The 19,522-nt window shown below is 73.5% G+C and carries 15 protein-coding genes; 12 read left to right on the forward strand and 3 right to left on the reverse strand.

Annotated elements, in window-relative coordinates:
• Positions 1-94: 94 nt before the first annotated feature.
• A complete protein-coding gene (locus OIB37_RS29730) occupies positions 95-679 on the forward strand; it encodes an adenylosuccinate lyase (protein ID WP_330460692.1) in 585 nt (194 codons plus the stop codon).
• A 7-nt stretch (positions 680-686) separates the two neighbouring features.
• Here OIB37_RS29730 and OIB37_RS29735 read toward each other — a convergent pair whose 3' ends face one another.
• Both OIB37_RS29735 and OIB37_RS29740 read right to left on the reverse strand, forming a co-directional pair.
• The gene (locus tag OIB37_RS29735; protein ID WP_330460693.1) at positions 687-1,205 is read right to left on the reverse strand and encodes a GNAT family N-acetyltransferase; all 519 of its coding nucleotides are present in this window, start codon (positions 1,203-1,205) and stop codon (positions 687-689) included.
• Between the two features lie 124 nt (positions 1,206-1,329).
• Positions 1,330-2,889 carry an alpha/beta hydrolase gene (locus OIB37_RS29740; protein ID WP_330460694.1) on the reverse strand — a complete coding sequence of 520 codons (1,560 nt, stop codon included), beginning with the start codon at positions 2,887-2,889 and terminating at the stop codon, positions 1,330-1,332.
• A gap of 339 nt (positions 2,890-3,228) precedes the next feature.
• On the opposite strand from OIB37_RS29740, the gene OIB37_RS29745 reads away from it, so the two are divergent.
• The 11 genes from OIB37_RS29745 (at position 3,229) to OIB37_RS29795 (ending at position 18,770) form a co-directional block, all read left to right on the forward strand.
• Entirely contained in the window at positions 3,229-3,672 is a 444-nt protein-coding gene (locus OIB37_RS29745; RefSeq protein ID WP_330460695.1) for an SRPBCC family protein, read from the forward strand.
• A 356-nt stretch (positions 3,673-4,028) separates the two neighbouring features.
• The gene (locus OIB37_RS29750; RefSeq protein ID WP_330460696.1) at positions 4,029-6,485 is read left to right on the forward strand and encodes an MFS transporter; all 2,457 of its coding nucleotides are present in this window, start codon (positions 4,029-4,031) and stop codon (positions 6,483-6,485) included.
• Positions 6,486-6,626: 141 nt separating this feature from the next.
• Positions 6,627-9,185: a SpoIIE family protein phosphatase gene (locus tag OIB37_RS29755; protein WP_330460697.1), complete on the forward strand. Its 2,559-nt coding sequence runs from the start codon at positions 6,627-6,629 to the stop codon at positions 9,183-9,185.
• A gap of 148 nt (positions 9,186-9,333) precedes the next feature.
• A complete protein-coding gene (locus OIB37_RS29760; protein WP_330460698.1) occupies positions 9,334-10,059 on the forward strand; it encodes a class I SAM-dependent methyltransferase in 726 nt (241 codons plus the stop codon).
• Between the two features lie 129 nt (positions 10,060-10,188).
• Complete coding sequence (locus OIB37_RS29765) at positions 10,189-11,022, forward strand: M55 family metallopeptidase (RefSeq protein WP_330460699.1); 834 nt, start codon at positions 10,189-10,191, stop codon at positions 11,020-11,022.
• Entirely contained in the window at positions 11,015-12,319 is a 1,305-nt protein-coding gene (locus OIB37_RS29770; protein ID WP_330460700.1) for a M20/M25/M40 family metallo-hydrolase, read from the forward strand. Before OIB37_RS29765 ends, OIB37_RS29770 begins: the two co-directional genes overlap by 8 nt.
• 141 nt (positions 12,320-12,460) lie before the next feature.
• Entirely contained in the window at positions 12,461-14,413 is a 1,953-nt protein-coding gene (locus OIB37_RS29775) for a S9 family peptidase (RefSeq protein WP_330462015.1), read from the forward strand.
• A gap of 20 nt (positions 14,414-14,433) precedes the next feature.
• Positions 14,434-15,357, forward strand: coding sequence for a S66 peptidase family protein (locus OIB37_RS29780; RefSeq protein ID WP_330462016.1), 924 nt, complete (start codon positions 14,434-14,436; stop codon positions 15,355-15,357).
• 469 nt (positions 15,358-15,826) lie between these two features.
• Positions 15,827-16,072 (forward strand): DUF1049 domain-containing protein, encoded by a 246-nt coding sequence (locus OIB37_RS29785; protein WP_443058222.1) that lies wholly within the window; start codon positions 15,827-15,829, stop codon positions 16,070-16,072.
• Positions 16,073-16,088: 16 nt separating this feature from the next.
• Positions 16,089-16,640 carry a GNAT family N-acetyltransferase gene (locus tag OIB37_RS29790; RefSeq protein WP_330460701.1) on the forward strand — a complete coding sequence of 184 codons (552 nt, stop codon included), beginning with the start codon at positions 16,089-16,091 and terminating at the stop codon, positions 16,638-16,640.
• A gap of 135 nt (positions 16,641-16,775) precedes the next feature.
• Entirely contained in the window at positions 16,776-18,770 is a 1,995-nt protein-coding gene (locus OIB37_RS29795) for a DUF5107 domain-containing protein (RefSeq protein WP_330460702.1), read from the forward strand.
• A 233-nt stretch (positions 18,771-19,003) separates the two neighbouring features.
• On the opposite strand, the gene OIB37_RS29800 is transcribed toward OIB37_RS29795, so the two are convergent.
• Positions 19,004-19,351, reverse strand: coding sequence for a VOC family protein (locus OIB37_RS29800; protein WP_330460703.1), 348 nt, complete (start codon positions 19,349-19,351; stop codon positions 19,004-19,006).
• Positions 19,352-19,522 lie beyond the last annotated feature (171 nt).

Raw genomic sequence — 19,522 nt, forward strand, 5'->3', positions numbered from 1 at the left:
TTAACCCGTGAGTAACGAGCGCGCCAGGCCTGGGCATCACTCGACTTGGTGATGCACCTCCCCCCGCCCGCGCCGCCCGCCTACGCTGGTCGCCGTGGACGAAGAGTCGCGCTCGCTCACGGAGCGCATACGGCAGGAGTCGCGCGGCACGCCGGCGTACGACCGGCTGCTGGCGACCGGGGACCACGACGAACTCGCGGACGTCCTCACCGCGCCCGGACAGCCGCTGTGGGCCAGGGAACTGGCCGCGTTCCGGCTCGGCCTGGCCGGCGACCGCCGCGCCTTCGAGTCCCTGGTGCTGCTCCTCAACCACCGCGACGCGCCCCGCTGCGCCTCCGCCGCCCACGCCCTGGCCCGCCTCGGCGACCCGCGCACGGCCCGCGCCGCCGCCGCCCTCGCCACCAACGAACTCCGGGTCGCCTACGCCCTGTACCCGGTACGGCTCCTGGCCGAGCTGCGCGCCCCCGAGTCCGTGCCCGCGCTGATCACCACCCTGGAGCGCCGGCTGCGCCCGCACGACCCCTACCGCCGGGTCGCCCTGGCCTGCGTGCAGGGGCTGGGCGACCTCGGCGACCAGCGTGCCCGCCGGGTCCTGAACGAGGCCCTCGCCCATCCCGCGCTCGCCGAGGCGGCCGTGCACGCCCTCGCCCGCATCCCGCAGCAGCAGCCGCGGAGCTGACGTCCCCTCACAGCTCCCTGGCGTACCGCACCTCGGGCACCGCCGCGCCGTCCACGTCGAAGGGCTCCTCGGCGCCGTCCGCACGGAAGCCGGCGCGCTCGTAGAAGCGGCGGGCGCGCACGTTCTCCTTCAGGACCCACAGGAGCATCCGCGGGTACTCGGAGCACCGCGCGACGGACTCGGCCAGCAGCGCCCGCCCGACGCCGCCGCCCAGGTGCGCGGGGTCGACGTAGATCGCGTACAGCTCGGCGTCGGCGGTGGGCCCGTCGTCGTCCCGGTACGGCCCGATCGCCGCCCAGCCGACGGTCTCGCCCGCCCGCTCGGCCACCAGGTTCACCACCGGAGCGTCCCCCTGCCCGAACCGGGCCCGCCGCCGCTCGGCGTCCCGCGCCACGCTCAGCGCGTCGAGGTAGGGCTGCGGCATGAGTCCCCGGTAGGCGTGCTGCCAGCCGCGGATGCGGATCTCCGAGACGCGGTCGCAGTCGGCGAGGGTCATCGGGCGGATACGGGTGAGCCGGTCGTCCATGACCGAACCCTAGGGACCGGCGGTGACGCACGCCCGTGAATAACCGTCACCGCCTGCGCGCGCCCGCCGCCCGTCGCCCGCCGGGAGTCGCCTGCCGGCAGCCCCCGGCGGGCCGGGGGTCCGTCTACCGGCGGAAGCCCAGCATCCCGTGCAGGGTCGAGCCCCGTGACGACGTCGAAGCCGCCTTCGCGGTCAGGGGCTTGGGGTCGGGGGACTTCTCGCACACCGCGTCGGCGTCGCTCATGCCGGAGCCGCGCGGCACCGTGCCGTCGGTCAGGTAGTCGGCGAGGTACCGGTCCAGGCAGGAGTTGCCGCTGAGCGTGACGCCGTGGTTGCCGCCGCCCTCCTCCACCACCAGGCTGGAGTGGGCGAGCAGCCGATGGGCCGTCACGCCGCCGTGGTACGGCGTCGCCGCGTCGCCCGTGGCCTGGAAGAGCAGGGCGGGCGGCAGCTTGCCGTTGGCGATGTTCACCGGCTTGCGGGTGGCGGCCGGCCAGAACGCGCACGGCGCGTTGTACCAGGTGTTGTTCCAGGCCATGAAGGGAGCCTTGTCGTACACCGCCCAGGTGTCCCGCTGCCAGCGCTTCCAGTCGCGCGGCCAGCCGGCGTCCCGGCACTGCACCGCCGAGTACACGCTGTACCCGTTCTCGCCCGAGGAGTCCACCGCGGCGAAGTTGTCGTACGCCTCCACCAGCGGGCCGGTCTTCCCGGCGTTGACGTACGCGGCGAACGCCTCGGCGAGGTAGGGCCAGTAGCCGTCGTAGTAGCCGCCGGGGATGAAGGTGTCCTCCAGCTCGGAGGCGCCGACCCGGTCCTGCGCCGGCTTCTTCGCGAGGGCGGCCCGCATCGCGTACCACTTGGCCTCGACCTTGACCGGGTCGGTGCCGAGCTTGTACCGCGCGTCGTACTTGGCGATCCAGGCCATCAGGGCGCGGTGGCGGTCGTCGAAGGCGTACTCCTGGCCGATGTTGTCGTCGTACCAGACGCCCGTCGGGTCCACGACCGAGTCCAGTACCAGACGGTGCACGCGCGTGGGGTACGTCTTGGCGTAGACCGCACCGAGGTAGGTGCCGTAGGAGTAGCCGAAGTAGCTGATCCGCGGGGCGCCGAGGGACTGCCGGACGGCGTCCATGTCCTGGACCGCGCTGATGGTGTCGATGTACGGCAGCACGTCCGCGTAGGTGCGGGCGCAGGAGGCGGCGAAGGACTGGGCGCGCTTCAGGCCCGCCTCCTCGGCGGCCGGCGTGTCCGGCACCGTGTCCGGGCGCACCCGCCCGAACCAGCCGGGCGAGCAGTTCAGCGCGGGCGTGCTCCTGCCCACGCCGCGCGGATCGAAGCCGATGACGTCGTACTGCGCGGCCACCTTCTTCGGCAGCGCGGTGGCGACGAACCCGGCCAGCGACAGACCGCTGCCGCCGGGACCGCCGGGGTTGACCAGCAGCGGGCCCTGGGAGGTCTTCGCGGTGTGCGGGACGCGGGACAGGGCCAGGGTGATCTGCCGGCCGGACGGATTCGTGTGGTCCAGCGGCACCTCCAGGGAGGCGCACTGGAGCGTGGGGTAGTCGCTGGTGCCGCAGTTCTTCCAGGCGGGCTGCGCCGGGGCCGCCTCGGCGGTCGGCACGGCGGTGACCGAGCCCGCCAGGACGGCGGCGGTCGCGCACAGCACGGCTGCGCGTGTTCTCATGGGTCCTCCCGGGACGGAGGGTGACGCGAACCGCGAGGTCCACGGCTCTCGCCGCATCGTCCCGGGGCAGCGCCCCTGAAGAACCCGTTCTGCCCAGAGTTGACCCAATTGGGTCGCGGGTTGCCCTCGAACGTCTCAGGCGAGGGTGAGCCGGGGCCGGCGGGCCGAGGCGGTCGCCGCGACGGTGAGGTTTTTCCTGTGTGTGACGCCTCGTCGGTGGCTCGGTGCCCGGAATGGAAACGTATGTTCCCATGATCGTGCCGACCCCGATTTGGGCGGCCGGGCGCCGGGGTGGTTGGCTGGTCCCCACCCCGAGAAACCAGGTCCTGGAGGAACGCAATGGCGCAGGTCGAGGCCACTACGGAGCGGGTCGTCGCGGCGGACGCGGAGAAGGTGTTCGACGCCCTCGCCGACTACACCGGCACCCGGCGCAAGCTGCTGCCCGAGCACTTCAGCGAGTACGAGGTGCGCGAGGGCGGCGACGGCGAGGGCACCCTCGTCCACTGGAAGCTCCAGGCCACCAGCAAGCGGGTGCGCGACTGCCTCCTCGAGGTCGCCGAGCCCACCGAGGGCGAGCTGGTCGAGAAGGACCGCAACTCCACCATGGTCACCACCTGGCGCGTCACCCCGGCCGGTGAGGGCAGCTCCCGGGTCACCGTCACCACCACCTGGAAGGGCGCCGGCGGCATCGGCGGCTTCTTCGAGCGGACCTTCGCCCCCAAGGGCCTCGGGCGGATCTACGACGCGGTCCTCGCCAACCTCGCCACCGAGGTCGAGAAGTAGGCCCGTGGGGTGACTTTGCGGGGTATCCCCTGAAGTCACCCCAAGCACCGGCCGGTGAAGGGGTGTTGCACCCCTCACCGGTTCGGGTGGAACTCCCTGTCGACCGGGATCGTGCCGTAACTCGCCGTACTTGTTCGCAGTTGTCGCCTAGGGGGTGTCTCCCCGATCTTCGTGGGTCCGCGACGCCCGGCACGGCACCTCGCCGCACGGCCGAATCGCCCACGTACGCCCAGTACGAGGACGATCCGGCCGCACGGCGAGGCACCGCACCGGACGCCGCGGCCTGATCCACGAAGACCGAAGAGGCACCCCCTGGCGCGGGAATCGCGCGACAAGTGCGACGAGGGGAGCGGTACGTGGGCGGGACGACTCTGGTGCAGCACGATCCGGTCGCGGAACCGGACCCGGCACCGGGTCCGGAGCCGGTCCCGGCGAAGACCTCGACGGGCCCACCAGTCCCTGGAGACACCGGACTTGGCCCGCGCCGGGTGCGCCTGGTCTTCCTCGGGCTCATGCTCGCGCTGCTCCTCGCCGCGCTCGACCAGATGATCGTCGCCACCGCGCTGCCGAAGATCGTCGGCGAACTGCACGGCCTGGACAGGATGTCCTGGGCGATCACCGCCTACCTGCTCACCTCCACCATCGGCCTGCCCCTTTACGGCAAGGTGGGCGACCTCTTCGGACGCAAGGGCGTCTTCCAGTTCGCGATCCTGGTCTTCGTCGTCGGCTCCGCGCTCGCCGGCCGGGCCCAGAGCATGGACCAGATGATCGCCTTCCGCGCCGTCCAGGGCGTCGGCGCGGGCGGCCTCATGATCGGCGTCCAGGCGATCATCGCCGACATCGTGCCGCCCCGGGAGCGCGGCCGCTACATGGGCCTGATCGGCGCCGCCTTCGGACTCGCCTCCGTCGCCGGCCCCCTGCTCGGCGGCTACTTCACCGACCACCTCTCCTGGCGCTGGTGCTTCTACATCAACGTCCCCTTCGGGCTGATCACCCTCGCCGTCGTCAGCGTGGTCCTGAAACTGCCCAGGCCGCGGGTGCGCGCCCGCCTCGACATCCTCGGCGCGCTGCTGCTCGCCGCGGCCTCGACCTGCCTGGTGCTGCTGACCAGTTGGGGCGGGACCGAGTACGCCTGGGGCTCCCGGCAGATCCTCGGACTCGGCGCCGGCGCCCTGGCCGCCGCCGTCCTCTTCGTCGTCGCCGAGCACTTCGCCTCCGAACCCCTCATCCCGCTGAGGCTGTTCAGGGACTCCGTCTTCAACGTCTCCGCCCTGGTGGGCCTGGTGATCGGCGTCGCCCTGTTCGGCGCCGCCAGCTATCTGCCCACCTTCCTGCAGATGGTCGACGGCGCCAGCGCCACCGGGTCCGGGCTGCTGATGCTGCCGATGATGGCCGGCATCGTCGGCGCCTCCGTCATCGGCGGACAGCTCATCAGCCACACCGGCCGCTACAAGGTCTTCCCCCTGGCCGGCGGCGCCCTCTCCGCCCTCGGCATGTGGCTGCTGTCCCGGCTCGACGCCGACACCTCCCGCCTGAACTACAGCATCTGGATGGCCGTCCTCGGCGCCGGCATCGGCCTGGTCATGCCCGTTCTGGTGCTGGCCGTGCAGAACTCCGTGCGCCCCGCCGACCTCGGCACCGCCACCAGCGCCAACAACTACTTCCGGCAGATCGGCGGCAGCGTCGGCGCCGCCGTCTTCGGCACCCTCTTCGCCGGCCGGCTCGCCGACGCCCTGCGCGAGGAACTGCCCCCGCGCGCGGGAGCCCGGCTGCCGGACGCCGAATCGATCACCCCGCAGCTCGTCCACGCGCTGCCCCCGGCCCTGCGCGACGCCTACATCCGCGCCTACGCCGACGCGATGCCCCGGATCTTCCTCTACCTCGTCCCGGTGCTCGTCCTCGGCCTGCTCATCGCCTTCTTCCTCAAGGAGAAACCGCTGGTGTCCCACCACGCCACCGAGACGGAGCCCGCCACCGTGAACACTTCCATCCCGCAGGCCCGCCTCCAGTCCCCGGGCGGGGGGACACCCACCTCGCCCCGCTCGCCCCACACCGCCGGAATCCCCGTCTGCGGCACCGTCCAGCACCCCGACGGAACCGTGGTGCCCCGCGCGGCGCTCACCCTCATCGACGTCGCCGGACAGCAGATCGGCAGGGGCGCGAGCGGCGAGGACGGCCGCTACGCCCTCGCCACACCCGGCTCCGGGTCGTACGTCCTGATCGCGGCCGCGGGCGGCCACCAGCCGCAGGCCGTCTCCGTCACCGTCGGCGAGCGGCCCGTCGAACTCGACGTCGTCCTCGGCGGCGCGGGACGCCTCGCCGGCAGCGTGCTCACCGCCGACGGCACCCCCGTGCGGGAGGCCACCGTCACCCTCACCAACGTGCACGGCGAGGTGGTCGCCACCACCCGCAGCGGCCGCGAGGGCGGTTACGTCATCACCGAACTCGTCGCCGGCGAGTACACCCTCGCCGGCAGCGCCCCCGCCTTCCGCCCCGCGGCCCTCCCGGTCAGCGTCCAGGCCGCCCGGGAGACCCGTCAGGACGTCGAACTCGCGGGCGGCGCGGTCCTGAAGGGCACCGTCCGGGCAGGCGGCGGCCGCCCCGTCGAGGACGCGCGGGTGACCCTCCTCGACGCCGCCGGGAACGTCGTCGACACCCTCACCACCGGATCCGACGGAACGTTCCGGTTCGTGGATCTCTCCTCCGGCGAGTACACCGTCATCGCCGCGGGTTACCCGCCGGTCGCCACCGTGCTCCAGGTGGCGGGCGGCGGCCGCACCGAGCGTGACCTGCAGCTGGGCCACGAGGACTGACGGGTCGTCGGCCGGGGGCCGGCGCGATCGGGTGCGGTCAATTCCAGGATTGCCACACATCGCGACCGGCCGCCGCCGTACGGTAGTGGCCGGCGACACAGATCGTTTGCGAACAGCCGTGGGGGAGAGAGGGCCTGGGCCATGGACCGTGGCAGCGAGCGGGACACACCTCCCGGCCGCGGCGCCGGTGAGGCCGCGGCGGGCCGGATTCCCCTGGCCGTGGTCGTCGTCGACCGCGACGGCCTGGTCTCCCACTGGAGCAGCGGCGCCCGCCGGCTCTTCGGCGCCGACCGCGAGGACGCCGTCGGGCAGCCCGCCGTGGACCTGCTGCCCGTCTCCGGCCCGCTCACCGACGACCCTGACAGCGATGCCCTGCGCGACCCGTACGGCCCCTACGGGGCGTACGGCGAACTCGGGCCCGAGCTGGTGGCCTCCCTCGGCGGCCGTACCGCCTACCCGACCGCGGGCCGCGCCCGCGTGGCCCCGCACGCCGCGACCCCGTACGACGGGACCGCGGCGGAGGCACCCGGGCGCGAGGCTCCGGCGCGTCCGGGCGGCGCTCCCGCGCACCCGGGCGGGCGAGCGGGCGCCGGGGCGTCCGGCGGCGAGCGGGTCGACGTCCTGTGGTGGGCCTATCCGCTGGTCGGCCCGGGGCCGTCCCGGCTGCTGGTGCTCGCCGCCGACGCCACCCGGCTGCGCGACGAGCGCGGCCACGACGACGAGACCGCCGAACGCATCTCGCCCGGGTTCGCCCGCCACACCGAACTGCCCGCCTCCGAGCAGCTGGAGCGGCGGCTGCCCGAGATCCTGCCCAACATGGGCCCGGACCTCAGCGGCCGCATCGTCTCCCAGATCCTCGAACTCGGCTATCCCGTGCTGGAGTTCAGCCAGTTCGACCGGGTTCCCGTCACCCCGTACTGGGGCGTGCCCCGGCGCGCCGGACGCGTCCGCGCCGAAGTCGTCGTACCGCAGCAGCGCTCCGCCCCCGTCGTCCCCGCCGGCGCCGAACTGGACTTGGAGTACGCGGCCGTCCGCGAGCGGCTGGAGTTCCTCAACGAGGTCAGCTCCGGCATCGGCACCTCCCTCGACCTCGGTGAGACCATCCGTGAGGTCACCAGCGCCGCGGTGCCCCGCTTCGCCGACTTCGCCGGTACCCATCTGCGTGCCGCGGTCCTGGCCGGAGAGGGCTTCCCGGACGGACCGCCCGACGCCACCACCGTCATGCACCGCGTCTGGGTCGAGCACAACGACGAACCCGGCCGCTGGGACGACACCACCCCCGTCGGCGAGAGCTTCGCCTTCCCCGAACACACCCCGTTCTACCGGTGCATGGTCACCGGCGAACCGGTCCTCATCCCGCGCGTCACCGAGGAGCTGTCCAACCGCATCTCCGGCGAGTTCGAGAAGCGCGACCTCAGACCCCTCATCGGCGACCGCTCCCTGCTGATCGTCCCGCTCAAGGCGCGCAACGTCGTCCTCGGCTTCATGGTGCTGATGCGCCGCCCGGACCGCCCCGCCTTCGACGACATGGACCGCACCACCGGCGCCGAACTCGCCGCCCGCGCCGGTCTCGTCCTCGACAACGCCCGCATGTACACGTACCAGGAGAACGTCGCCGACACCCTCCAGGACAGCATGCTGCCGCAGGTCGCCCCGCGCATGGCGGGCTGCGACGTGGCCACCCGCTACCTGCCCGGCACCCGGCTCGGGCGGATCGGCGGCGACTGGTTCGACACCATCAAACTGCCCGGCTCCCGTACCGCTCTCGTCGTCGGTGACGTCATGGGCCACGGCCTCAACTCGGCGGCCATGATGGGCCAGTTGCGGACCGCCGTGCAGACCATGGCCACCATGGAGACCCCGCCCGCCCAACTGCTGCGCAACCTCGACGACCTGGCCCGCCGGCTCGGCGAGAACTACCTCGCCACCTGCCTGTACGCCGTCTACGACCCGATCCGCGGCGAAGTGCACCTCGCCAACGCGGGACACATTCCGCCCGTGCTGGTGCGCGCCGAGGACGGCAGCAGTGAGCTGCTCGACCTGCCCACGGGGGCGCCCATCGGCGTGGGCGGCGTCCCCTTCGAGGCCACCTCCGTCCGCGTCGCGCCAGGCGACCGGCTGGTGCTGTGCACCGACGGTCTGGTCGAGGTGCGCGGCACCGACATCGGCGAGGGGCTCGCCGCGCTCTGCGAGTCCGCCGCGCATCCCGCCGCCTCGATGGACGCCGCCTGCGACACCATCATCCGCGCCCTCAACACCCACGGCGGCCGCAAGGACGACGTCGCCCTGCTCATGGCCCGCCTCAACGGCATCCCCGACGACCACGTCGCCGAGTGGCACTTCGACGCCGACCCGCGCGAAGTGGGCCACGCCCGCGACCTGGTGGGCGACCTGCTGTCCGCGTGGGACCTGCCCCGGCAGACCGTCGATACCGCGCGGCTGCTGGTCAGCGAGGTCGTCACCAACGCCGTCCGGCACGGCGGAGGCGGACGCGTGGGACTGCGTCTGGTCCGCACCGACGCGCTGCTGTTCGAGGTCACCGACGGCGAACCCGCCCTGCCCGCCATGGTGAGTGCCGACGCCCGCGACGAGTCGGGGCGCGGCATGCGCGTCGTCAGCCGACTGGCCCGCGAGTGGGGCGCCAACGCCACCGGGCACCGCAAGACGGTCTGGTTCGAACAGGCCATCGCCGGGCGGTGAAGGCCGAACGGGGGCCGCCGTGGCCCCCGTCGAGGGTCTCCCGCGGTGACACTCCACCCCTCCATGCGGTGAAGGTGGTGCCCGCCTCTTGCCGAGGACGGGCCGGTCGCGATATCCCGATCACGCAACCGACCGTGGGGAGATCGCGATGAACGTATCGGACAACTACCGTAATTCCTGGGAGAGTTACTGGAGCGAAACCTCCGACGTGCGAGGTGAGGCCATCTGGGACGCCGACCCCTCCCTGAGTGCGGAGCCGCACAGTGAACTGCTCCTGCCCCATGCCGACACCACCCGCACCATCGTCGACCTCGGCTGCGGCAACGGCACCCAGACCCGTTACCTCGCCACCCGCTTCGCCCGTGCCGTCGGCGTCGACCTCACCCACGCCGCCATCGAGCACGCCCGCCGCGCCGCGGACGACGACGGCGACGCCGTCGAGTTCCAGCAGCTCGACCTCACCGACACCGGCGCCGTACGCGCCCTGCACACCCGGCTCGGCGACAGCAACGTGTACATGCGTGCCGTCATCCACCAGAGCGAACCGGCGGCCCGCCCGCTCGTGGCCGCCGCCGTCGCCGCGATCATCGGCAGCGAGGGGCGTGCCTTCGTCGTCGAGCTCACCTCCGGCTCCCGGGACGTCCTCAAGCGTGCCGCCGACGGCCCGGACGGCCCCGGACCCAAGCTGCGCCGGGTCTTCCACCACGGCCTCAAGCCCGCCGACGCCGCCGACGACGAGATCCCCCGCCTGCTCGCCGACGCCGGCCTGAAGATCCTCGCCACCGGCGAGACGGTACTGCCGCAGACCGAGGACCACGCGGACGGCACCCGTATCGACCTGCCCGCCCGCTGGTTCGTGCTCGCGGGCTCGTAGGCGGCCTTGACGCAGGCCCCGGTGCCGCCACCAGGGCCTGCGCCGGGCCCCGGCTCCGGCTCCCGACTCCGGCGCCGGTGCGCGCCGGGGTCGTAGCCGCCGTGCCGCGCAACGCGTAACCTGCGCGGCATGAAGATCCTCATCAGTGCGGACATGGAGGGTGCCACCGGCGTCACCTGGCCGGCCGACGTGCTGCCGGGGACGCCGCAGTGGGAGCGCTGCCGGTCGATGTTCACCTCGGACGTGAACGCGGCCGCGCTGGGTTTCCTCGACGGCGGAGCCGACGAGGTCCTCGTCAACGAGGCCCACTGGAGCATGCGCAACCTGCTGCTCGAACAGCTCGACGAGCGAGTCGAGATGATCACCGGCCGGCACAAGACCCTGTCCATGGTCGAGGGCGTCCAGCACGGCGACGTGGACGGCATCGCCTTCGTCGGCTACCACGCCGGCGCCGGCATGGAGGGCGTCCTCGCCCACACCTACCTCGCCAACCAGATCACCGGGGTGTGGCTGAACGACGTCCGCGCGAGCGAGGGGCTGCTCAACGCCCACGTCGTCGCCGAGTACGGCGTACCCGTCGTGCTCGTCACCGGCGACGACGTGGCCTGCGAGGACGCCCTCGGCTACGCGCCCGAGGCGCCGAAGGTCGCGGTCAAGGACCATGTGTCGCGGTACGCGGCGGTGTGCCGCACCCCGGCCCGTACCGCCGCCGACATCCACGCCGCCGCCAAGCAGGGCGCGTCACTCGCGGTCCGCCGGCAGCCCGTGGAGGCAGGCCCGTTCACCATCGCCCTGGAGTTCGACGCCGAGCACCTGGCGATGGCGGCCACCGTCGTCCCGGGCGTCAGCCGCATCGGGGAGCGGAAGGTGGCGTACACCAGCGACACCATGTACGAGGGGATCCGTACGTTCAAGGCGGTCACCACGATCGTCTCGGCCGCCGTGGAGGAGCAGTATGGCTGACCAGCAGGCCCTGGACGAGGTCGTCGAGTTCACCTCGGGCCTGATCAGGATCGACACCACCAACCGGGGCGGCGGCGACTGCCGCGAGCGGCCCGCCGCCGAGTACGCGGCGGAGCGGCTGGCCGGTGCGGGCCTGGAGCCCCTGCTGCTGGAGCGCACCCCGGGCCGCACCAACTTCGTCGCCCGCGTCCAGGGCACCGACCCGTCCGCCGACGCCCTGCTGGTCCACGGCCACCTCGACGTGGTGCCCGCGGAGGCCGCCGACTGGAGCGTGCACCCGTTCTCCGGGGAGATCCGCGACGGTGTCGTGTGGGGGCGCGGTGCCGTCGACATGAAGAACATGGACGCGATGATCCTCGCGGTCGTCCGCGGCTGGGCCCGGCAGGGCGTGCGGCCCCGCCGTGACATCGTCGTCGCCTTCACCGCCGACGAGGAGGCCAGCGCCGAGGACGGTTCCGGGTTCCTCGCCGACACCCACCCGGAACTCTTCGAGGGCTGCACCGAGGCCATCGGCGAGTCCGGTGCCTTCACCTTCCACGACGGCGCCGGGCGCGAGATCTACCCCATCGCGGCGGGCGAGCGGGGCACTTGCTGGATCAAGCTCACCGCGCGCGGCCGGGCCGGACACGGCTCCAAGGTCAACGAGGAGAACGCGGTCACCCGTCTCGCCGCCGCGATCACCCGCATCGGCGAGTACGAGTGGCCGCTGCGGATCACCCCGACCGTGCGGGCCGCCCTCACCGAACTCGCCGCCCTCTACGGCCTGGAGCCGGACTTCGGCGATGTCGACCTACTGCTGGAGAAGCTCGGCCCGGCCGCCAAGCTGGTCGAGGCGACCGTCCGCAACAGCGCCAACCCGACCATGCTGAACGCCGGTTACAAGGTCAACGTCATCCCCGGCGAGGCCGTGGCCTTCGTCGACGGCCGCTGTCTGCCCGGCGGCGAGGACGAGTTCGTCACCACCCTCGACCGGCTCACCGGGCCGTACGTGGACTGGGAGTTCCACCACCGGGAGGTCGCCCTGCAGGCCCCGGTCGACGCGCCGCTCTTCACCGGAATGCGGGCCGCCGTCGAGGAGTTCGCGCCCGAGGGGCACGTGGTGCCGTACTGCATGTCCGGCGGCACCGACGCCAAGCAGTTTTCCCGGCTCGGCATCACCGGCTACGGCTTCGCACCGCTGAAGCTTCCCGAGGGCTTCGACTACCAGGCGCTCTTCCACGGCGTCGACGAACGCGTTCCCGTCGAGGCGCTGCACTTCGGTGTCCGTGTCCTCGACCGGTTCCTGCGGACGGCGTAGGCGGCGGCGGACGGGATCCTGAGGGCGGAACTGAAAGGCGAGACGGTGCTGAAGGGGAGCGGGGACGACGTGCTGAAGGGGAGCGCGGACGGCGTGCTGAAGAGGAGCGCGGACGAGGTGTCCGAGGGGACGGGGGACGAGATGCTCAGGTCGGCGTACGGTTCCTGGCCGTCGCCCATCGACGCGGCGCTGGCCGCCGCGCACGACGGGCAGCCCGAATGGGTGGGGTTCGTCGGCGACGAGGTCTGGTGGACCGAACCCCGGCCCGCCGAGGGCGGCCGCCGGGCCCTGGTGCGGCGCACGGCCGAGGGCGCCGAGCAGCCGGTGCTGCCGGCGCCGTGGAACGTGCGCAACCGTGTCATCGAGTACGGCGGCAGCCCCTGGGCCGCGGTACCCCGCGACGGCGAGCCCCTGGTGCTGTTCACCCACTTCGCCGACCAGCGGCTCTACCGGTACGAGCCCGGCGGCGAACCGCGCCCGCTGACCCCCGTCTCCCCGGTGGGCGGCGGACTGCGCTGGGCCGAACCCCAGATCCTCGCCGACCGGGACGAAGTGTGGTGCGTGCTGGAGGAGTTCACCGGCGACGGCCCGGGCGACGTGCGGCGTGTCCTGGCCGCCGTACCGCTGGACGGCTCCGCGGCGCGGGACCGTACGGCCGTACGCGAACTCACCGACGACCGGCACCGGTTCGTCACCGCCCCCCGGATCGCGCCGGACGGCCGACGCGCGGCGTGGCTCGCCTGGGACCACCCGAGGATGCCCTGGGAGGGCACCGAGCTGCTGGTCGGCGATGTGGGGGACGACGGCGTCCTGCACGACGTCCACCCGGTCGCCGGCGGCCCCGGGGAGTCCGTGGCACAGGTCGAGTGGTCCGCGGACGGCCGGCTGCTGTACGCGAGCGACCGCGGCGGCTGGTGGAACCTCTACCGGGACGACACCCCGCTCTGCCCGCGCGAGGAGGAGTTCGCCGGGCCGCTGTGGAAGCTCGGCACCCGCTGGTTCGCGCCCCTGGACAACGGGCTGGTCGCGGTCGTGCACGGCCGTGGGCCGGCCGTGCTCGGCATCCTGGATCCGGAGTCCGGCGAGGTCGTCGACGTCGCCGGACCGTGGACCGAGTTCACCGGCACGGTCGCCGTGCACGGCTCCCGGGTCGTCTCCGTCGGCGCCGGCCCCCGCACCGCGCACGAAGTCGTCGAACTCGACACCCGCAGCGGCCGGGCCCGCGCGATCGGCTCCCGGCACCACGATCCCGTCGACCCGGCCTACTATCCGGAGCCGTACATCCGCACCTTCACCGGTCCCGCCGGCCGCGAGGTGCACGCCCACGTCTACCCGCCGCACCACCCCCGCCGCACCGCCCCCGACGGCGAGCTGCCGCCGTACGTCGTCTGGGCGCACGGCGGCCCCACCGGCCGGGTCCCACTCGTGCTGGACCTGGAGATCGCCTACTTCACCTCGCGGGGCATCGGCGTCGTCGAGGTCGACTACGGCGGCTCCACCGGATACGGCCGCGCCTACCGCGAGCGGCTGCGCGAGCAGTGGGGCGTGGTCGACGTCGAGGACTGCGCGGCCGTCGCCCTCGCCCTCGCCGAGGAGGGCACCGCCGACCGGAACCGGCTGGCGATCCGGGGCGGCAGCGCCGGCGGCTGGACCACCGCCGTCTCCCTGACCACCACCGACGTCTACGCCTGCGGCACCGTCATCTACCCCGTCCTCGACCTGACCGCCTGGGCCTCGGGCGAGACCCACGACTTCGAGTCCCGTTACCTGGAGTCGCTGGTCGGCCCGCTCGCCGAGGTGCCCGCCCGGTACGCCGAGCGCTCGCCCACCAGCCACGCCGACCGCCTCACCCGCCCCTTCCTGCTGCTCCAGGGCCTGGACGACGTCATCTGCCCGCCCGCCCAGTGCGAACGCCTCCTGGCCGGCATCGCGGGTCGCGGCGTGCCGCACGCCTACCTCACCTTCGAGGGAGAGGGGCACGGCTTCCGCCGGGCCGGCACGCTGGTGCGCGCGCTGGAGGCCGAACTGTCCCTTTACGCTCAGGTGTTCGGGCTGGACGTGCCCGGAGTCCCGACGCTGGAGCTGCACACGTGAAGTACGCCGAGGACGCACAGGTGAAAGAGCTGGTACGGCCGCACCGGCTGGCCGCCGGAGCCCGGGTCGCCGTGGTGGCCCCCAGCGGGCCCGTGCCCGAGGAACGCCTGGAGGCCGGGCTCGACGTGCTGCGCGGCTGGGACCTCGACCCGGTCGTCGCACCCCATGTCCTGGACCGGCACGGCGAGTTCGACTATCTCGCGGGCACCGACGCGGACCGCGCCGCCGACTTCCAGAGCGCGTGGTGCGACCCGACGGTGGACGCCGTCCTGTGCGCCCGGGGCGGGTACGGCGTCCAGCGGATGACCGACCTTCTCGACTGGGACGCGCTGCGCGCCGCCGGACCGAAGGTGTTCGTCGGCTTCAGCGACACCACCGCCCTGCACGAGGCCATCGCCACCCGTCTGGGGCTGGTCACCCTGCACGGACCGATGGCCGCCGGGATCGACTTCGTCAAGAACCAGCGCGCCCAGGACCACCTCAGGGCCACCCTCTTCGCCCCGGAGACCGTGCGCACCCTCGGCTCCGGCGGCCCGGCCCTCGTCCCGGGCCGGGCCCGGGGCGTCACCCTCGGCGGCTGCCTGTGCCTGCTCGCCGCCGACCGCGGCACCCCGCACGCCCGCCCCTCGGCGGCCGGCGGTCTGCTCTGTCTGGAGGACGTGGGGGAGGAGGCGTACCGACTGGACCGGTACCTCACCCAACTCCTGCGCGCGGGCTGGTTCGAAGGGGTGCGCGGCATCCTGCTCGGCTCCTGGGAGAAGTGCGCCCCCTACGAACGGCTCCGGCCCCTGCTCGCCGACCGCCTCGCGCCCCTCGGCGTCCCCGTCGTCGAGGAGTTCGGGTTCGGCCACTGCGCGGGGGCGTTGACGGTCCCCTTCGGTGTCGCGGCCGAACTCGACGCGGAGGCGGGCACGTTGACCTTGGAGGAACCCGCGCTGAGGTGAGGCCGCCATCCGGCGGCCGGGGTGGTGTGCGGGCGTCCGCGTACGTCGGGGGCGCCCGCGTACGTCGGGGGCGTCCGCGTACGTCGGGGGCGCCCGGTACAGGGTTCGACCACCTGCGCGGCGCCTTCCGGGCGCACGGTTTCCGAGGCGCGGCGGCCGGTGTCCCGAGGCGCGGTGGCCGGGGCCCTGACGTGCTCAGCCGGGAGGGCAGGTCCCGGCGCACGGCCTGCTCTCCCGGCGGCCCCCGCGCCTGGTGCACGGCCTGCCTGCCCTCCCGGTGATCGCCGCGCCCGGCGCAAAGCCTGCCCTCGTAGTGGCCCCGCGCCTGGTGTCCGGTCCGCTCTCCCAGCGGCCCCCGCGCCCGGCACCCGGTCCGCCCTCCCGGGGGACGCCCCCCGCCGCGTGGCCCGGTCACCCGGAAAGGGCCGCCCGGCGTGCGGCCCCCCGCCGTCCGGGCCACCCTGGTCGTATGAGTCCGAAGACCCCGGACAGCGCCGCCGCCGAGGGCGCCAAGGGCGGACTGATGAAGACCGCCCGTACCTCCGTGCTGGCCCTGGCGGCCTTCGTGCTGGTCTTCGTCTCCGAGAACACCGGAGCCACACGCATCCGGCTGCTCGGCTCCGAGGTCACGATGCCGCTGTGGACGGCGCTGCTCGGGACCGGGGCCATCGGGGCGGTGTGCGGGGTCTGGTTCATGAAGCGCAAGAGCCGTTGACGCGTAGGCTGACCGGATGCCGCAGACCACACCCCACTATCTCGCCGAGGGCCCGCGCGTGGGCATCCGTCGCATCACCGCCGACGACGGCGCCGAGTTCACGGCCCGGGTCAGGGAGAGCAAGGACCTGCACCGGCCGTGGTTGTTCCCGCCCGACAGCGACGAGGCCTACGCCTCCTACGCCGCCGCGCTGATCGAGGACCCGGCCCGGGCCGGGTTCCTGGTGTGCGAGAAGGACTCCGGGGACCTCGCCGGCTACATCAACATCAACAACATCGTGCGGGGCGGTTTCCAGTGCGGCGCCCTCGGCTACGGCGCCTTCGCGCACGCGGCCGGGCGCGGACTGATGCGCGAGGCGCTGGACCTGGTGATCGGGTACGCGTTCGGGCCGCTGGGACTGCACCGGCTGGAGATCAACGCGCAGCCCGGCAACACCGCGTCCATCGCGCTCGCGCGCGGCGCCGGTTTCCGCCTGGAGGGATTCTCGCCCGCCATGATCCGGATCGACGGTGCGTGGCGCGACCACGAACGCTGGGCGCTCACCGCCGAGATGCGGGCCGCGGACTGATCCGTCGGACACGGCGGCCTCCCGTCCAGCGCAGGCATTCCCCCGTCCACCGGACGGAATCTCCCGTCCACCGGGCGGCCTTTGCGTAATCCTGACCGGCAGCTCCCCTGGCCGACTCACCGGCCGGGAGGTTGCATGGTCATCGTGACGAGGATCCGACGTGAGGTACTGACCCTGCCCGCCGCGCGGTTGGGCCCCGACAACCCGCTGCCCCCACTGCGCCCCCTCGACGAGGTCCACCGCATCGACGACCGGGATCGCGAGGGCATGCCCCACGACATGGCCCGGCAGCTCGGCCATGCCCCCCTGCGCAGCCTGCTCCCGGTCGGCGTGCGTGACGGATACGGAAGAGACCGCGAACTCCGCTCCCTCGACGCGCTGGTGATCGAGAACGACCGGCTGCGCGCCACCGTGCTGCCCGGCCTCGGCGGCCGGATCGCCTCACTGGTCCACCTTCCCACCGGACGCGAACTTCTCTACCGCAACCCGGTGTTCCAGCCCGCCAACTTCGCCCTCAACGGCGCCTGGTACTCCGGCGGCATCGAATGGAACATCGGCGCCACCGGCCACACCACCCTCTCCTGCGCACCCGTGCACGCCGCCCGGGTCCCCGCCCCCGGCGGCGGCGAACTGCTGCGCCTGTGGGAGTGGGAGCGGCTGCGGGACATCCCCTTCCAGGTCGACCTGTGGCTCCCGGACGGCTCCGACTTCCTCTACGTCGGCGTCCGCGTCCGCAACCCGCACGAGCGCCCCGTGCCCACCTACTGGTGGTCCAACATCGCGGTGCCCGAGGACCGCCGCATCCTCACCCCGGCCGAGGAAGCATGGCAGTTCGGCTACGAACGCCGCCTGCGCCGGGTGCCCGTTCCGTCGTACGACGGCGTCGACCGCACCCGCCCGCTCAACAGCCCTTACGCCGCCGACTACTTCTACGAGATCGCCGACGGCCGGCGCCGCTGGATCGCCGCGCTGGACACGGACGGGAACGGGCTGGTGCAGACGTCCACCGACGTGCTGCGCGGCCGCAAGCTGTTCGTGTGGGGCAGCGGACCGGGCGGGCGGCGCTGGCAGGACTGGCTCACCGAACCCGGCACCGGCGGCTACTGCGAGATCCAGGCCGGGCTCGCCCGCACCCAGCTGGAGCACGTCCGGATGGAACCGGAGAGCGAGATCTCCTGGCTGGAGGCGTACGGCCCCCTCGCGGCCCCCGGCGACGGCACGTGGCCGGCCGCCGTACAGGAAGGCGACGGCACGTGGCCGGCCGCCGTACAGGAGACGGAGGAGCGGCTGGAGGCGGTGCTTCCCCGCGCCCGCGTCGAGGAGGCGTACGCGGCCTGGAGGCCGTACGCCGACACCGAACCCGGCGAGAGCCTCGCCACCGGTTCCGGCTGGGGCGCGCTCGAAGTGCTGCGTGCCGACCGCAAGCTGCCCGGCACGCCGTTTCCCGAGTCCACCCTCGGCGAGGAACAGGCGCCCTGGCGGGAGCTGCTGCGCACCGGCTCGCTGCCGGAACCGCGCCGGGTACGGCCGCCCGGCGAGACCCTGGTCGCCCCGCACTGGCGGGACATGCTGGAGACCGCGCCCGCCACCCCGCACACCGAGTACCACCTCGGCGTCGCCCAGTGGCACGCCGGCGACCGCGCCCAGGCGGTCCGCAGCTGGGAACGGGCCCTGCCGCTCGCCCCGTCCCTGTGGCCGGTGCTGCGCTGCCTGGCCGTCGCCGACGAGGAGAGCGGCCACCACGAGCGCGCCGCCGACCGGTACACGGACGCCTTCGACGACCTGTGCCGCGAGCGGCGCGACGACGGCGAGACCTGGACGGCCGCCCTCGCCGCCCTGGGCGGCGAGGCCCTCCGGGCGCTGCTGCGCGTGCGGCGGACGGCCGACGCACGCGTCGTGTGGGAGCGGCTGCTGCCCGCCGTGCGCCGGCGCGGCCGCTTCCGGCTGCTGGAGGCCGAGCTGCTGCTCGCCGAGGGGCGGCACGCCGACGCCCGGGCCGTCTTCGACGAGGGCTTCGACGTGGCCGACCTGCGGGAGGGCGCGGACGTCATCGGCCGGTTGTGGGCCCGCCTCACCGACGACCCCCTGCCCGCCCGCTACGACTTCCGGATGCACCCCGACATGCCCTGAGCGGCCTGCCGTGACCTGCGGAGGACGGCGCGGGCCGCGGACCGCTTGGTCCGGGGCGGCCTCGGGCTGATCCGGGGCGCCTCGGGGTGATCCGGGGTGGCCTCGGGCTGGGGTGGGGAGTCTCGGGTGATCCGGGGCGCCTCGGGCTGGGGTGGGGAGTCTCGGCTGATCCGGTGCACGACGCCTCGGGCTGAGGCGCCGTGTCCCGGATTCCCGACCAGTCCGGCCGCCGGTCAGCCGGACTGGTCGACGTACTCGAAGATCGATCCGTCCGGGTGCATCGCCAGCAGGTTCCGGCCCACCGGGGTCGGCACCGGCCCCGCGAGGATGTGGGCGCCGAGGTCCGTCAGCAGCCGGTGGGCCTCCTCGACGTCCTTGACCGCGATCGTGGCCGCCACCTTGCGCAGCACCTCCAGCTCGGACTCGGGCCCGCTCATCAGCAGGAAGGAGCCGACCGCGGCGACCCGCACGCCACCGCGCTCGAAGCGCAGCGCCGTGCCGCCCGCCAGACGCTCGTAGAACGGGACCGCGGTGTCGAGGTCGTCGACGCAGATGCGCAGTGTGGCGCCCAGAATCTCCATGCGCAGAAGCCTAGTTGGGGCATCCGGGCGCGCACAGGCCGCAGTCGTGGAACTGTCGCGACCGCCCTGCCGTCACGTTGTGTGCGTGCCGGGTCCCCGCAGGTGAGGGGAGCCTTCGATCGTCCGGCGCGGGTGAGACGCCCGGAGCGGGAAACCCGGCAGGGGCCCGTC

Origin of the sequence: Streptomyces sp. NBC_00820 (assembly GCF_036347055.1) — a bacterium.
Taxonomy (GTDB): domain Bacteria; phylum Actinomycetota; class Actinomycetes; order Streptomycetales; family Streptomycetaceae; genus Streptomyces.